The following is a 14,956-nucleotide window of genomic DNA, read 5'->3' on the forward strand; positions in this document are numbered from 1 at the left end:
ATTTAATTATTAGTGTGTATTCCACATTCTTGTTTAATTCCCCCAAATCTTGTATCTCTGCCCTTTGTTTTAATACCATCTGGACTGCTTGAATGCCAATCTCCTACAGAAGAATAACCTTTGATAAAAAGTGGATGGGCAGGTAAATTATTCTCTTCCATATAATAAAAAATATCTTTATTTGTCCAATTTAATAAAGGTCTTAAAGAGAGTCTTTGACGAATTACGTCTATAAATTTCATTTTGTTTCTATTTTCTGTTTGACTTGATCTAACACCGCTTGCCCAGCAATGAACATTATATTTTTCTAGACCATTTTCTAAAGGTTTTATCTTTCTCAATTCATGATACTTATCTAAATCACTCTCTTTATTTGTTTCCCAAAGTTTTCCATATTTGGCCTCCATTCTTGCGGGAGATACTTCACTTTGCAGAACTTCAACTTCTAAGGATAAATTATCAATAAGCTTTTCAGCATAATGGTATGTTTCTGGAGGAAGGTAACCTGTATCTATCCAAAATATTTTGATTTTTTTTTGTAGACATAATTTACTGACCATATCTAAAAGGACTGAAGACTGTATACCAAAACTTGTTGTAATAGCAAATTGATTATCAAACTTTTCATAACCCCATGTAAGCATTCCTTGAGGCTTCATATCTACTAGCTCTTGATTATATTTCCTCAAGTTAGTTTGAATATCTTTGTGGATTTTTTCAATCATTCTTCAGTTTGGTTATGAGTTTAATTTTATTTCGCTCAATTTAAAAATTATTCGTATAGTTTAATAATACATTTACGCATAACAATATTTCTCTAATGAAATCAATACAAAAACCAATAGTAATAGTTGGAGCAGGTTTTGCAGGTATGACATTTGCTTTGAATTTAAAGAACCTTAATCCTTCTTTACCGATTCTTGTGGTTGATTCTGAAACTAACTTTATATTTAAACCTTTAATGTACGAAGTTTTAAGTAAAGAAATAAGAAGTTGGGAAGCCACCCCAAAATTTGCAAATATTTTTTCTGATGCGGGTATAACTTTTTTAAGAAATTGTTTAACCAAGATTTCCTTCAAAGAAAATATTCTTGAATTTAGTGACGATTTAAAACTAAGTTATCAGTATCTTGTAATCTGTACAGGATCTATTCCAAATAGTTTTTTTATAAAAGGTGTAGATGAAAATTGTTATTTTTTTAATGATGTTCACGATCTAAATAAATTAAATTCTTTTTTAAAAAAATCACAAGATACTTCGTTGCATAAAAAGTTATTCATAGTTGGAGGTGGTCCCTCTGGCATCGAGTTGGCATGCAAAATTAAAGATATATTTAAAGACCAATTTAAAATTAATGTAATAGAAAAATCAAACGAAATCCTCAATAAAAACAAAATTTTTAATAGAGAAGAAGCAGAGAAGGCATTAGAAACAAGAAAAATCAAAGTCCTTTTGAATTCCACAGTTAAAGAAGTATCAGAAACTAAGATTAGTATTTCTAGTGAGGTTGGAATAACTTCCTTGGACAAAGATATTGTTATTTGGACTGCAGGTGTTAAACCTAATTTGTCTTACTTAGAAACTGATCAAATTACAAAAAAATTTGGAAGAATTTTAGTTAATAATAATTTGCAAATAGAAAACCATGAAAACTGTTTTGCTATTGGTGATATTTCAGTTATTGAAGGAATGGAGGATTTACCCATAACTGCTCAGGTCGCTATGCAGGAAGGAAATCATCTTGCTAATAATTTAAAACTTTTAATTCAAGGAAAAGAACCTTTACCCTTTGAATTTCAAGATAATGGTGAAATGATTAGTTTAGGAATAGGGGAAGCATCAATTTCTGCTCTTGGAGTCACTTTGTCGGGTAAATTTGCTTTTGAGGCAAGAAGACTTATATATGCCTCCAAGTTGCCCGATATTAATGAAAGCTTAAAATCTGCATCTTCATGGATATTTCAGAAAAAATATATTTTTAAAAAGTTTCTAAAAAAAGATAATTTCAATTAAACTTTTTTGAATTAATTGTTTTTGGGTATATTGAGTTAAATAAGTTTCATATGAATTTAATTGCAGTTGTTAGTAATAATTTTGATGCGTTCATAACGGTAGTAGTTTTAATTATGTCAATAATTTTGTTTATCAAAAATACCATTGCACCAGAATTGACTGGTTTGTTATGTGTTGGAATATTTATAGCTACAGGGGTTCTTTCCCCTGAAAAAGCTTTAGCTGGATTTGGTAGCCCATCCTTAATTACTCTTATGGGTTTATTTGCAGTTTCTTCTGCATTATTTAAAAGTGGTGCATTAGATAGAGTAAGAGAATTGATTTCTTCTGAAAGTATTAGAACGCCAAGGAAATTAATTTCATTAATAGCTTTTTTGATTGCTCCAATATCTGGAATTGTGCCTAATACTCCAGTAGTGGCATCTTTATTACCTTTAATTGAAGGTTGGTGCGAGCGGAGAAATATATCACCATCTAAAGTTTTATTACCTCTTTCTTTTGCTACTTTACTAGGAGGAACTCTCACATTATTAGGTAGCTCAGTTAATCTTCTTGTAAGTGATATTAGTCAGCAATTAGGTTATGGAGCTTTAGAATTATTTAGTTTGACTTCAATTGGAATTCCTGTTTGGCTGATAGGCACAACCTATATGATTCTTGTTTCTGATATGCTTTTGCCAGATAGAGGGAGAGATAAAGATTTTATTAAAAATGGGGATATGAATATTTACTTTACTGAAGTTACTATTCCCTCTGCATCAGAATTAGTTGGACAATCTGTTAGAAATAGTAGATTGCAAAGACGATTTGACGTTGATGTTCTTGAGTTGCAACGCAATGGAAAAGTTATTCTTCCTCCTTTGGCAGATAGAAAGATTGAACCGGACGATAGATTAATAATCCGTGTTACGAGAGCAGACTTATTTAGACTACAGCAGGAACACACTATTTTATTAGGAGAGAATAAAAGATCTTTCGAAGGAGCTAATATTTTCTCAGATGAGGAAGGTACTAAAACCTTTGAAGCCTTGTTGCCAGCTGGCTCAACTCTAGCTGGTGCAAGTTTGAGAGAATTAAGATTCAGACAGCGTCATAATGCTACAGTTTTGGCACTGAGAAGAGGTCAGCAAACTGTTCAGGAGAGATTAGGCCAAGCTGTTTTAAGGGCTGGCGATGTTTTATTATTGCAAGCGCCGTTAGATTCAATAAGAGGTTTGCAGGCAAGTAATGATTTGCTTATTTTAGATCAATTCGAAGATGATTTACCTGTTTTGATAAAAAAACCTATATCGATTGCGATTGCAATAGGAATGGTGGTTTTACCTTCGGTTACTAATATTCCATTAGTAGGTTCAGTTCTGTTAGCAGTTATTGCAATGGTTGCTTTTGGATGTTTAAGACCTGCAGAAATACAAAAATCAATTAGGCTAGACATTATTTTATTACTGGGATCATTATCATGTTTTAGTGTTGCTATGCAAGTAACAGGACTAGCAGATGTAATAGCCGTCAATCTCAATTTTGCTCTTAATGGAATGTCTCTATATTTTGCACTAGTAATAATTTTTGTATCGACCGTTATCCTTACCCAATTTATTAGTAATGCTGCTTCAGTGGCTTTGATTTTACCTGTCGCGATTGAATTTTCAACTGTTTTAGGTATTTCACCTAGCGCTTTAATAATGCTTGTTTTATTCGGGGCAAGTCAATCTTTCTTGACTCCAATGGGTTATCAAACAAATTTAATGGTTTATGGTCCTGGGAGATACAGATTTTTTGATATTGCAAAATACGGGGCTGGATTAACACTTATAATGTCATTTACAGTGCCAGCATTGATAATTTTAAATTTCAGATAAATAAAGTGGAATTCACAAGTAATGTTTTTAAGTTAAAAGATGCTTACAGAAAACTATCTGTACCTCAATTTACTATTGTTACGGGATTGTTTATTATTTTCTTCGGAACTTTAATTTTGAGTTCCCCTTTATGTTCATCTTCAAAGGTTGGTTTGTGGGAAGCATTTTTTACATCTACTTCTGCCATAACAGTTACTGGCCTAACCATAATTGATATTGGTGTTGATTTAAATTTCTTTGGTCAAGTTTGTTTGGCTTTTATGCTTTTATCAGGTGGCCTAGGATTAATGGCTATTACTACATTTTTACAAGGTTTTGTTGTAAAGGGAACAAAGCTTAGAACTAGATTAGACAAAGGAAAGACTTTAGATGAATTTGGAGTGGGAGGAATTGGTCGAACTTTTCAAAGCATTGCTATTACGGCAACTTGTATCATATCTTTAGGCGCAATTGTTTTATATTCTTTTGGATTTGTAGATATTCAAAATAATTGGCAAAGACTTTGGTCCTCTATTTTTCATAGCATATCTGCATATAACAATGCAGGTTTTTCTTTATGGTCAAATAGTCTCCAAGACTATAGAACAAATTTTTTGGTTAATAGTGTGTTTATTTTTCTCATTATTATGGGTGGACTGGGATGGCGCGTTATTGATGATATTTGGAGTAATAAAAAGAATCTTTCATATAAAAAATTGAGCCTTCATTCTAGACTAGTTATTAGGACAAGTTTGTCTCTAATATTATTCGGATCATTAGGATTCTTCATCACTGAATCATTGCTAAATAGTCAATTCTTCAATGATTTGAATTTGTTTGAAAAGTTATTATCATCAATCTTTGAAACAGTGAGTGCACGAACTGCAGGCTTTACAAATTACCCAATCTCCTTAAGCTCTATCTCAGATACTGGCCTCTTGTTATTAATGACACTTATGTTTATTGGAGCAAGTACTGGAGGTACTGGTGGCGGCATAAAAACAACTACATTTATTGCCTTAATGGCTGCAACAAGATCAACTTTCAGAGGTCAGAAAGATGTAATTATTAGCAATAGATTAATCTCAGATAAAGTGATTCTAAAGGCAGTTGGAATTACAGTCGGATCTTTGCTGTTCGTTCTTTTAATGGCAATGCTGCTAAGTACAACTAATACGTTTGTTAAAAAAGAATCTTTCACATTCCTAGAAATTCTGTTCACTTGCATATCTGCATTTGCAACAGTTGGTTTTGATATTGGTTTAACTGCAAAATTAAATCATTTTGGCCAATTTATTATTATTGTCGGGATGTTTGTGGGCAGACTAGGTATCCTTTTGCTATTAAGTGCACTTTGGCAGGCTCTTTATAAGAGTAGAATAGATAGACAAAAGAGAATTGGCTATCCTAGGGCTGATCTTTATGTTTAGGATTGACTGAGTTTTATTATGGCTGATTGGTGGCAGTGGTCTCAAAAGAGAGAAAAAGAAGCCCTTACTTTTGCAGTTGTTGGCGTTGGAAGATTTGGAACCGCAGTTTGTAGAGAACTTATAAATAATGGTGCAGATGTTTTGGCTGCAGATTATTCGGAAAAAGCCATTGATGATTTGAGACAATTGGAACCTTCGATAGAAGCTAGAGTTGTAGATTGTACTGATGAAGAGTCTATGAAGGAATCTGGAATACTTGAAATGAATACTGTTGTGGTAGGTATAAGTGAACCTATTGAAGCAAGTATTACTACTACACTTATTGCTAAGGATAGTGAAGGTAGTAAAGTTAAAAGAGTAATAGCAAGAGCGACGAGTGACTTGCACGAAAAAATGTTAAAAAGGGTAGGAGCAGATAAAGTTGTCTTCCCTTCCAGAATGCAAGGAGAAAGATTAGGTTTAGAACTAGTTAGGCCAAATCTAATTGAAAGATTGGAACTAGATAACCAAACTGGTATAGATGAGATAACTGTCCCAGAGGAATTTATTGGAAGATCTTTAAGAGATTTAAATATGAGGAAAAATTATTTAGTAAATGTTCTTGCGGCAGGACCTGCGGAAGAGTTAACAGTTAACCCTCCTGCAAAATATATTTTGGAAAGAGGAAATATTTTGGTAGTTATGGGGAAAACTGCAGATTTACAGAAATTGCCTAAAAATTAATTATTTTTAATCAGATTTTTTATAGTATCTAATCCTTTGAGGAGCTCTTTTTAATCTTCTGACGCTTTGTTTCTCAAGTTCGTCTCTAAATTGATCTGTATTTAAATTATGTTCTGAGACAAGTGCTTTACCCTCTTTCTCAAAGTATTTATTTATACCTTGTTGTATTAACACTTTTGCCATGTTACTGACTGTCCTAGATTCATTAGTGGCTAAAATAGTCAGTTGCTCACAAATTATTTCAGGAAGAACTACTTGAATTCTAGGAGATTTAGGCTTCCCATTTGTTGAATTTTGACGGGTAGCCATTAGTTAAAGTGGATAACTGTTACTTATTAGTATACACAGTTAGTCAAGGATACTATCTTTGTGTATATTATTAGTAAGGAAATATATGCCCGTATTAATTAATTGTTTGTATTGACCCATGAAAAATTCAAGAAAACTTGATTCACCTAAAAGATCGATAATTGATAAAAAGAAAAAAAGATTAGCTCATTCTGATTCTAACCAGAATGAAAATAGTGATGTTTTAGTATCAGCTGTAATTAGTCCATATTTGTTGTCTCATCTTCACCATATTCTGCAACAGTCTGAGTATTACGCGCAAAAAGATGGTAGGAAATCTCATGCAGCTAACTTTGCAAAACTAAGAAAGGTTTTATGTTTAGACGCAAGAAGTATGGCAGATGCATCAGCAAAAGAAATAAAAGATTCAGATAATGATTTATCTATTAATAAATATAATGAACAAAATGTAGCTTGAAGTAATAATCTATTAATAAATAGATTTTAAAAAACATGTCTAGTAATGCTGAAAAGCTCTATAAGCTAATAGCAAACGACTCTAAAAAGAAACAAAGTTTGTTTATGACAGCTTTGACTAATCCCAAAAAAGCCTTAGATAAAATATGCCATATTGGCAACGAGTTCAATATTGCTGTTACTAAAGAAGAGGTTATTGAATATTTGAGCACTATTGACGATGAGGCAACTAAAATGTGGTTAGTTAAGGCTCGAGGAGGTCTTTAGGAAAAGGTTTCGAATAATTATTATTTTGATTCGTCATCGGTTTTATTCTTTTGTTGTAGCCACCGCCACCCGCTAAAGTCCAAAAAAACCAATAACTGGGAATTGCAAGAGCTGCAGCTATGAAAATAACTACAATTTGTTCTATTCTTTTCATAATTCAATTTTATTCCACAAAATATTTTTAGTAAATAAGCCTCAGATTTTGTATATTCTATTTTAAAACAGTGATTAGATTTGAAGATGTCAGCAAAATTTATTCCACAGATGTTGTTTTAAAAAATATTAATTGGGAGATTAAGAAAGGAGAAAAAGTTGGCTTAGTTGGTTCTAATGGTGCAGGTAAATCAACCCAATTTAAGATTTTAATTGGAGAGGAAGATCAAACAAGTGGAACGATTATCAAAGAGGGAAATCCTAAAATTGCCCATTTGAAACAGGAGTTTGATTGTAACTTGAATCGTACAGTTAGAGAGGAATTAGAAAGTTCTTTCAAAGATATACAAATTGTTGCGATTAAACTTTTGGAAATTGAGAATAAAATGAAATTGTTGGACTTAACACAAAATTCCAATGAACTTGAAAAATTAGTAAATCAACTAGCTAAATATCAATCAAAGTTTGAAGCTTTAGGTGGCTATAAAATGCAAACTGATGTAGAAAAAATATTGCCAAAACTAGGCTTTTCTATTGAAGATGCTGATAAATTAGTTGGAAATTTTTCAGGTGGTTGGCAAATGAAAGTAGCACTTGGAAAAATAATCTTACAAAATCCTGATTTACTTTTACTAGATGAACCTACCAATCATTTAGATTTAGATACTATTTTCTGGTTGGAAGAATATCTATCTTCTCTTAAAATTGCAATAATTATCATAAGCCATGATAGATATTTTTTAGATAAATTATGTGAAAAAATAATTTTTATAGATAGAGGAATATCTGAAATATATAATGGGGACTATTCTTTTTTTATAGCACAGAAGTCTTTAAATGAAGAATCACAAAATAAAGCATATCAATTACAACAAAAAGAAATTGCGATCCAGAAGAAGTATATAGATAGATTTAGAGCTAGTGCAACAAGAAGTTCACAAGCTAAGAGTCGAGAAAAACAATTAAAAAAGATTTCTAAAATTGAAGCTCCAACAGCAAAATCAAAAAGTCCTGCTTTTAATTTTCCAGATTGTCCTCGTTCAGGTAAATCAGTTCTAACTATCAAAAATTTATCTCATAGTTATGATGATAAAATTCTTTTTTTAGATGTGAATTTGAAGGTTTCTTCGGGGGAGAAAATAGCAATTTTAGGACCTAATGGCTGTGGTAAATCAACATTGCTTAAAATGATTATGAAAAGAATATACCCTGAAATCGGAGAAATTAATTTTGGTAAACATAATATAATTACTAGTTATTACGAACAGAACCAGGCTGAAGCACTTTCTCTTGATGAAAAGGTTATTGATTTAATATGTAATAAATCTCCAGAATGGTCACAAAAAAAAATAAGAACTTTTTTAGGAGGTTTTGGTTTTCAAAATGAAACTGTTTTTAAAAATATTAAACAACTTAGTGGGGGAGAAAAGGCAAGATTAGCATTGGCTCTTATGATTATGAGTCCAAGTAATTTTCTCCTATTGGATGAACCAACCAATCATTTGGATCTGCAATCTAAAGAAAATTTAGAATTAGCAATTAAGAACTATAAAGGTTCAATATTAATAATTTCTCATGATAGATATTTTATTTCAAAAGTTGCAAATAGAATTATCGAAATTAAAGATGCAAAGTTATTTTCATTTAATGGTAATTACGAATATTTTTTAGAAAAAAAATAAAAAGCAAAAAAAATTTTATAGTTAAAAATAATTCTTTTAGGATAATGTTGATTACTTTTAAAAAAGTTTAAATTTAGCTAGGCAAGATCACTCATTTATATTTACATATTTTACCGTCCTTGTTTAATCTTGAAAATACAAAAATTAAGTTTTAATTCATATGAAAAATGATGATTTTAGTTAAAAACAGTTGCAAATTCCTGATACTATTGAAATTGATTTTGAATGCATTTCTAGCTGTGATATTAAAGATGATAATTGTACTGATAGGTGTGTGGAAATACTTAAAAAGTATAACAATTAAGACTTTTACTTTTTGTTTAGATTAGTAATATCAGTTGGTATTACTTTTAATTTAATAAATTTATTTCTTCGCTTTAATAATATATTTATTTGTTTGTTAATACCATTTTTACTTATTTCGCGTATGACGTCTGAAGCGGTTTCAATTTTTTTATTACCTACTTGTATGATTAGGTCATTTACCATAATCCCACTTTTTTCAGCTGGACTATTCGGGACTACATAACCAACTTTCACTGCATTATTATTTGTCTCAAAATCACCTTCATCTATAAGGCTTATTCCAATCATAGGATGTATTACTTTCCCATTATTGATTAGTTGAGAGGCAATTTCTTTTGCTTTATTGATTGGAATGGCGAAACTTAAACCTGCTCCTGGTCCTGACCTGATCAAAGTATTAATACCTATTACTTCTCCATTGCTATTTAATAGTGGACCTCCAGAATTTCCAGGATTTATAGCAGCGTCTGTTTGAATAAGCTCAAGTTTTTTATCGTATATGCCTAGTTGAGTGACGTTTCTTTTGAGATTACTAATAATACCAAGTGTAACTGTATTTTCTAGACCAAATGGATTTCCAACTGCGATTGCCCAATCACCAACTTGAATTTTTGTTGAATCGCCCAATTGCGCTTTTGGCCAAGGTCCTTTTCCTTCAATTTTAAGGACAGCTATATCAGTAAAAAAGTCTTGCCCTATTAATTGACCGTGAAATTTTTTACCGTTTGTTAAACCAACAATTACCTTATCCGAGCCGTTCACAACATGAGCATTAGTCATTACAAGTCCGTCTGCAAATATAAATCCACTACCTTGGCTTTGCTCGATTTTTGGCTGATTATCTTTAGGTAAATCTAATCCAAAAAATCTTTCAAAATATGGGTCTAAAAATAGTTGAGAATTTCTTGGAAATTGTCTTGTTCTAACATATCTTTGAGTATCAATTGTCACTACAGAAGAACCAGTTTTTTCGACAGCCTTAGATATGAATGATTTTTGGGAATTTTGATTAATTGCATTAAATTTTGGATTAATTAATGGCTTGCAAACTATATTTGATGGCAAAAAAACACCTATCGTAACTGTTGAAGAGAGTAGTAATTTCTTGAGGTTGAAGCTTTTCAATTTTGATTTGTTTATTTTCTTCGAATAGATTCGTGACACATTATTTGTGTATTTTTACTATAACTACTTCAAAAAAGAAAATTTCGTTATGAGAAAAATTTATTAACTTAAAATAGCTAATTTTCTTTTTTTCGGGCTATCATATAAGTCGTACTACAAAATTAATTCATAAGTTTGATGACTATTCTATTTCCAATTATATATTCTGCAGCCTTAACCTATCTAGTGTGGAAAGCTTTTAAAGTGATGTCCAATGGTTGGGGTATATCTGGTACAGAAAAAAAAGTTTTCGATGGTTCAAATTTGAAACAAAATAAATATACAATACATCCAGAACTTCTTGATAAATCAGGTAATATCACAGATGAGGAATTATTAACTGTAAGATTCTCAAATGATAATGACTCTACACTAGAAGAAAAGGGTTCAACAACTGATTAATACTTTTTAAATTTAAGGAAAAAAAATTGGAATTAAGAACAAAAATAGTCTCAGCGGTCATAAGATCTCTTAAGTTACCTCCAAGGTTTCGTCTGAAAATAGTTAAAGAAGATCCTGTTAGGCTTGAACTAAGTCTCACCCCTTCTTATGGTAAAAATCCAATAATTGTTGGTTTAGTCGAATCTTTAGACTTAGTCGCTCGAAGAGATAGAGAAGGAAGAATACCAAGAGACCTTCAAGGAACTTGGGATTGGACAGTCAGACATGGAAAAGTAAGTACAGGTGGTTGGAATCCCATGCTTAAGGAAGCATTGCAAACAATGTTTGATACGGGATTACCAGCTATCATTTATGAGGAATCAACTGGCGAAGAGTATCGTCCTGTTGATGGTGTTAGACATATTAAATAATTCATTTACTATTTTCATAAATTCTTCCTCAAAACGTTAAAATATAATTGAGTAAATATATTTAACTATGAATGATGACAATCAAGCGAGGTTTGGCTTTGTTAATTTTGCCGAAACTTGGAACGGTCGTATGGCTATGATGGGTATTTTGATTGGTTTAGGTACTGAATTAATTACTGGACAAAGTATTCTTCGACAAATCGGAATAGGTTAGAAGATTATTTTATTTCTTCTGCCTTTACTTCAATAGTACTTTCACTCGGTTTTTTATCAAATTGATTTTCTTTACTTATATTTTCAATCTCTGTACCGCATCTTATGCAAGTATTACTTTGACCTAAAGATATGGCACCACAATTACTACATGTATTTATTTTTGATTTATAAGAATTAAAACCTATAATTACCACCACCAAAAATAAAAGAGGAATTAAAAATAAAAGTAGTATTATATTACCGAGAAAGCTTATAAATAAGTTGATCCCAAAGATAGGAACTAATATTAGTATTATTAGAGAATAAGTAAGCAAATTTTTATTGGTTTTCAGAAAATAATTCATACTAATTATTACGATATCTTTTCACTCTTTTATTTACTAAAGTCATACTAGCAATAACAACACTCCAGCACTGACCAAAATATAAAATTACTCCTAAAAGCCAGACCCATAAGGTAAGGACTAGAAATCCTCCAATAAAGCCATATGCTTGAAATCTTACCCCAAGCGAAAGAAGACTTTTACTTACTGCTAGGTTCAAAGTAGTGAGGCCAATTCCAATAAGAATTGATCCAGGCAAAAGTGGTCTTAAAGGAACTTTTCTACTAGGCAATAGTGCTTGTAATAAAAGTGCCATTAAAGTAAAGCCAATTAATGGTATTGCAAATTGACCAACTTGTAAAAGGGGTAACTTTAGTAATAAATCAGAAATTAGATTATTAGATTTTGAAAGATTTTCTAAAACGTTACTTGGTATCATCCTAAGATTCGCACTAATTTGATCTAATACCATTAAGAATCCTATGAAAAATACTATTAAAAAAGCTTCAATTCTATTACGGAGAAACCTAGATGCTTGCTCTCTCCAAGCAGTATTTGCTCTTTTAGAAGGAAGTTGGTCCTCCCAGAGCCTGTCAGAACCTCTTTGGAGAGATAAATATGCATTTCCTGCTGTAAAAAGCAAAAACATAGCCCCGAGAATACCTGCTCCAAAACCTTGATCAATTAATTTAAATAATGTTGTTTCTACTAATTCAACTACTGAAGGAGGTAAAATTTGAGCCGCTACAGAAATTATTTGTTGATCTAAGCCCTCTTGTTTTCCTAGGAACCATGATGCTATTGAAAGAGAAATTAGAAGAATAGGGAAAAATGATTGTAATGTGTAGTATGCAAATGCTGCACTTAAATCAATACAATCAGATTTGCTCCATCTCTCACAAGCTCCCCACAAACTTTTCAGTATCCAAGTTGAGCTGCGCTGCATATTGATTTTCTTCAAATATTTATCATATGTATTTTTTTTATTGTATCTAATTAAGAAATTTATCAAGCAATTATTTATTTATAATGCAACTATTTTTCCAATAATAAATTACCCCATGGTTTTAAGATTTCAATTTTTTCTCTTGATCTACAAGCAATCAATGGAAAATTAACATCGCTCAAGTTTTGTCCTGAAACTAAATTTATAGGATCTATTCCTAACCATTCTATATAACAATTAAGCTCCTCTAATAACAGCCATGCTGCTGCAATATCCCATATCTTGGGTGTTGATTCTATGGCCCCAAAAGTTTGTCCCATCGCCACACTTATTAGATTTAAACTCGATACGCCTAAGAGTCTGATTTTGCCAGGAAATACTGAGTTTGGTTTTTTTTGTAAAATTTTTATAGATCTACTACACAAAGAAATGCATTCACTTTGGTGATTTTTTTGATTAGGGTCTATTTTTTGGTTATTTAACCAAACACCTTTACCTTTAATAGATACAAACTTTTTGTTTAATGTAGGGATTATTAAAAAAGAAGATTCAGGTCTACCATCTACAAACCTTGCTACTGATATAGACCAGTATGGAATTCCTGCAGCAAAATTTGTTGTCCCATCAAGTGGATCTACAACCCAATAAGCTTTTGAGTTTGGAATTAACTTTTGCCCTTCTTCACTAAGGACTCCCTCACCTGGAGCTATTGAAGCTAAGCCATTTACGATTGTTTTGTCACTCCATAAATCACAACTTGTTAATAATGATCCATCTGGTTTATTGCTGGCATTAATATTTCCAAAATCTTTTTTTTGACGTTGACTTACTAATTCAAATAAAGAATCTAATTCACTTAGTTGCTTGTTAGTTAAATTTGGTGGATTCATCTTGGGATATTGCAAATAGATTCTGTTTGTTTAATCGTATTATCGTTATCTAAACAGTTATTACTTATTTCAAGAAAAGTTAATCTTTCTAATTCATCTAAATTCAAATTGTAATTATAAATTGCATTGATATTCTTCGATTTTGCATCACTTAATTCTTTTTGTCTCACTAGTACATCCTTTAAAGTTGATATCCCAACATCGTATCTCAGTCTTGCTAGCCTTAAAGACTCTTTTGTAGATAATATTTCTTTTGAAGTTGATAAGATTTTTTCTTCATTTAATTTTAAATTTAAGTAAGCTTTAGTGATATTTGTTTTTAGAACACTTTTAAGATTGTTATAAGAATATTCTTCGCCTTTTGCTTGAGATTTTCTTGATTTGTATGATTTTATGTTTTGACCACCATTAAAAATATTCCATGATAAATTTAAGCTTATTGTATTTGAATAAGAGGAACCATCTTCGTTAGGATCTATGTCAATAGCCAGAGAATCACCTTTGGTGAATGCACTTGATAATGAGTTACTGATATATATACTTGGCTTATTTGAATTCAGGAAACTATTCGCCTCATTATCTCTTATTGATTTTTGAAGAGAAATGTTTTTTAAGGAAAGGTTGCTTTCAAGACTATTTCTTATATTTTTATTTAATTTATGATTCCAATAACCCAATAATTTTTGTTCTTTTTTAATTTCGAAATCTTTTTTGAGATTAAGAATTTCTTTAAGTGATATTTTGTTAATTTGATGTTCAATTTTTTTTTCGTATAGTGCTTGCTTGTCTCTAGAAAGTTGAGCATCGGCTTCAAGTACTTCAAATTTTGTTCCGATACCAGCATCTAATTTAGCTTGAGCATTTCCCAGACTTGTCATAGATAAATCAAGTGCTAATTTCTTATTGATAATATCCTGAGATGACTTCTGGTATTTATGGTATCTAGTACTAGCTTCTTGTATTAAGTCTTTTCTTTTAATCTCATAATTATTTTTTGCAATTTTTAAGTTTTCTCTGGCTATTTTGATTTCTGGACCTCTTAGCGGATCGATTAAATCCCATCTGATATTAAGTGAGGGGTTAACGGAAAATTGCGAAGTTTTTGTAGTATTTGAATTACTATTATAATTTCGACCAGCAACATATTTGGGTAATCCATTCGCTTGTAAATCTATGGAAGGGTACCTCTTAGCAATTTTGCTTGAAAGATTAAAACTCGAAGCTTCTATTAATTCCTCTAAAGATTTAAGTTCATCATTATTGAGAATGATATTCTTAATTTCCTGATGATCTATGAATATTTTATCTTCATCTATTCGTATAATTTCATCAATAAAATTCTTGTTTTCGCTTAGTATGGATTGTTGAAAAGTAACAAAGAAACTCAATGGTAGAAATAAAGTTGTATTTATTATCTTTCTAAGCAT

General features: G+C 31.1%; 18 protein-coding genes. 10 read left to right on the forward strand and 8 right to left on the reverse strand.

Features of this window, described 5'->3' with window-relative positions; all coding sequences use genetic code 11:
* Positions 1-2: 2 nt before the first annotated feature.
* The gene (locus HA146_RS00470) at positions 3-725 is read right to left on the reverse strand and encodes a phosphoadenylyl-sulfate reductase (RefSeq protein WP_209107647.1); all 723 of its coding nucleotides are present in this window, start codon (positions 723-725) and stop codon (positions 3-5) included.
* Between the two features lie 95 nt (positions 726-820).
* Between HA146_RS00470 and HA146_RS00475 the strand changes: the two genes are divergently transcribed.
* Genes HA146_RS00475 through HA146_RS00490 form a run of 4 tightly spaced genes read left to right on the forward strand, consistent with a single transcriptional unit; the run spans position 821 to position 6,005 of the window.
* Positions 821-2,014, forward strand: coding sequence for an NAD(P)/FAD-dependent oxidoreductase (locus HA146_RS00475; RefSeq protein ID WP_209107648.1), 1,194 nt, complete (start codon positions 821-823; stop codon positions 2,012-2,014).
* A 50-nt stretch (positions 2,015-2,064) separates the two neighbouring features.
* The gene (locus tag HA146_RS00480; protein WP_209107649.1) at positions 2,065-3,873 is read left to right on the forward strand and encodes an SLC13 family permease; all 1,809 of its coding nucleotides are present in this window, start codon (positions 2,065-2,067) and stop codon (positions 3,871-3,873) included.
* A gap of 5 nt (positions 3,874-3,878) precedes the next feature.
* On the forward strand, positions 3,879-5,282 hold the full coding sequence (locus HA146_RS00485) for a TrkH family potassium uptake protein (protein ID WP_209107650.1): 1,404 nt from the start codon (positions 3,879-3,881) through the stop codon (positions 5,280-5,282).
* An 18-nt stretch (positions 5,283-5,300) separates the two neighbouring features.
* Positions 5,301-6,005: a potassium channel family protein gene (locus HA146_RS00490; RefSeq protein ID WP_209107651.1), complete on the forward strand. Its 705-nt coding sequence runs from the start codon at positions 5,301-5,303 to the stop codon at positions 6,003-6,005.
* Between the two features lie 6 nt (positions 6,006-6,011).
* Here the strand turns inward: HA146_RS00490 and HA146_RS00495 are convergent, their stop codons facing one another.
* The gene (locus HA146_RS00495; RefSeq protein ID WP_209107652.1) at positions 6,012-6,314 is read right to left on the reverse strand and encodes a ribbon-helix-helix domain-containing protein; all 303 of its coding nucleotides are present in this window, start codon (positions 6,312-6,314) and stop codon (positions 6,012-6,014) included.
* A gap of 118 nt (positions 6,315-6,432) precedes the next feature.
* Between HA146_RS00495 and HA146_RS00500 the strand changes: the two genes are divergently transcribed.
* Entirely contained in the window at positions 6,433-6,771 is a 339-nt protein-coding gene (locus tag HA146_RS00500) for a hypothetical protein (RefSeq protein ID WP_209107653.1), read from the forward strand.
* Between the two features lie 35 nt (positions 6,772-6,806).
* Complete coding sequence (locus HA146_RS00505) at positions 6,807-7,037, forward strand: hypothetical protein (protein WP_209107654.1); 231 nt, start codon at positions 6,807-6,809, stop codon at positions 7,035-7,037.
* On the opposite strand, the gene HA146_RS00510 is transcribed toward HA146_RS00505, so the two are convergent.
* Positions 7,015-7,191, reverse strand: coding sequence for a hypothetical protein (locus HA146_RS00510; protein ID WP_209107655.1), 177 nt, complete (start codon positions 7,189-7,191; stop codon positions 7,015-7,017). The two genes, HA146_RS00505 and HA146_RS00510, sit on opposite strands and share 23 nt — an antisense overlap.
* Before the next feature lie 70 nt (positions 7,192-7,261).
* Between HA146_RS00510 and HA146_RS00515 the strand changes: the two genes are divergently transcribed.
* Positions 7,262-8,872 carry an ABC-F family ATP-binding cassette domain-containing protein gene (locus HA146_RS00515; RefSeq protein ID WP_209107656.1) on the forward strand — a complete coding sequence of 537 codons (1,611 nt, stop codon included), beginning with the start codon at positions 7,262-7,264 and terminating at the stop codon, positions 8,870-8,872.
* Between the two features lie 309 nt (positions 8,873-9,181).
* Here the strand turns inward: HA146_RS00515 and HA146_RS00520 are convergent, their stop codons facing one another.
* On the reverse strand, positions 9,182-10,303 hold the full coding sequence (locus HA146_RS00520; protein WP_209107657.1) for a trypsin-like peptidase domain-containing protein: 1,122 nt from the start codon (positions 10,301-10,303) through the stop codon (positions 9,182-9,184).
* 177 nt (positions 10,304-10,480) lie between these two features.
* Here HA146_RS00520 and HA146_RS00525 point away from each other — a divergent pair, with 177 nt between their 5' ends.
* The 3 genes from HA146_RS00525 (at position 10,481) to HA146_RS00535 (ending at position 11,368) form a co-directional block, all read left to right on the forward strand.
* On the forward strand, positions 10,481-10,744 hold the full coding sequence (locus HA146_RS00525; protein WP_209107658.1) for a DUF2973 domain-containing protein: 264 nt from the start codon (positions 10,481-10,483) through the stop codon (positions 10,742-10,744).
* Between the two features lie 26 nt (positions 10,745-10,770).
* Complete coding sequence (locus HA146_RS00530) at positions 10,771-11,154, forward strand: hypothetical protein (protein WP_209107659.1); 384 nt, start codon at positions 10,771-10,773, stop codon at positions 11,152-11,154.
* A gap of 67 nt (positions 11,155-11,221) precedes the next feature.
* Positions 11,222-11,368 carry a high light inducible protein gene (locus HA146_RS00535; RefSeq protein ID WP_209107660.1) on the forward strand — a complete coding sequence of 49 codons (147 nt, stop codon included), beginning with the start codon at positions 11,222-11,224 and terminating at the stop codon, positions 11,366-11,368.
* Positions 11,369-11,372: 4 nt separating this feature from the next.
* On the opposite strand, the gene HA146_RS09515 is transcribed toward HA146_RS00535, so the two are convergent.
* From HA146_RS09515 to HA146_RS00555, 4 genes are all read right to left on the reverse strand, one after another.
* Positions 11,373-11,564: a hypothetical protein gene (locus HA146_RS09515; RefSeq protein WP_245157384.1), complete on the reverse strand. Its 192-nt coding sequence runs from the start codon at positions 11,562-11,564 to the stop codon at positions 11,373-11,375.
* 151 nt (positions 11,565-11,715) lie between these two features.
* On the reverse strand, positions 11,716-12,639 hold the full coding sequence (locus HA146_RS00545; protein ID WP_209107784.1) for a YihY/virulence factor BrkB family protein: 924 nt from the start codon (positions 12,637-12,639) through the stop codon (positions 11,716-11,718).
* An 89-nt stretch (positions 12,640-12,728) separates the two neighbouring features.
* Entirely contained in the window at positions 12,729-13,529 is an 801-nt protein-coding gene (locus HA146_RS00550) for an inositol monophosphatase family protein (protein ID WP_209107662.1), read from the reverse strand.
* On the reverse strand, positions 13,526-14,956 hold the full coding sequence (locus HA146_RS00555) for a TolC family protein (protein WP_209107785.1): 1,431 nt from the start codon (positions 14,954-14,956) through the stop codon (positions 13,526-13,528). The genes HA146_RS00550 and HA146_RS00555 overlap by 4 nt, the downstream gene beginning before the upstream one ends.

Origin of the sequence: Prochlorococcus marinus CUG1416 (genome assembly GCF_017695965.1) — a bacterium.
GTDB lineage: Bacteria > Cyanobacteriota > Cyanobacteriia > PCC-6307 > Cyanobiaceae > Prochlorococcus_A.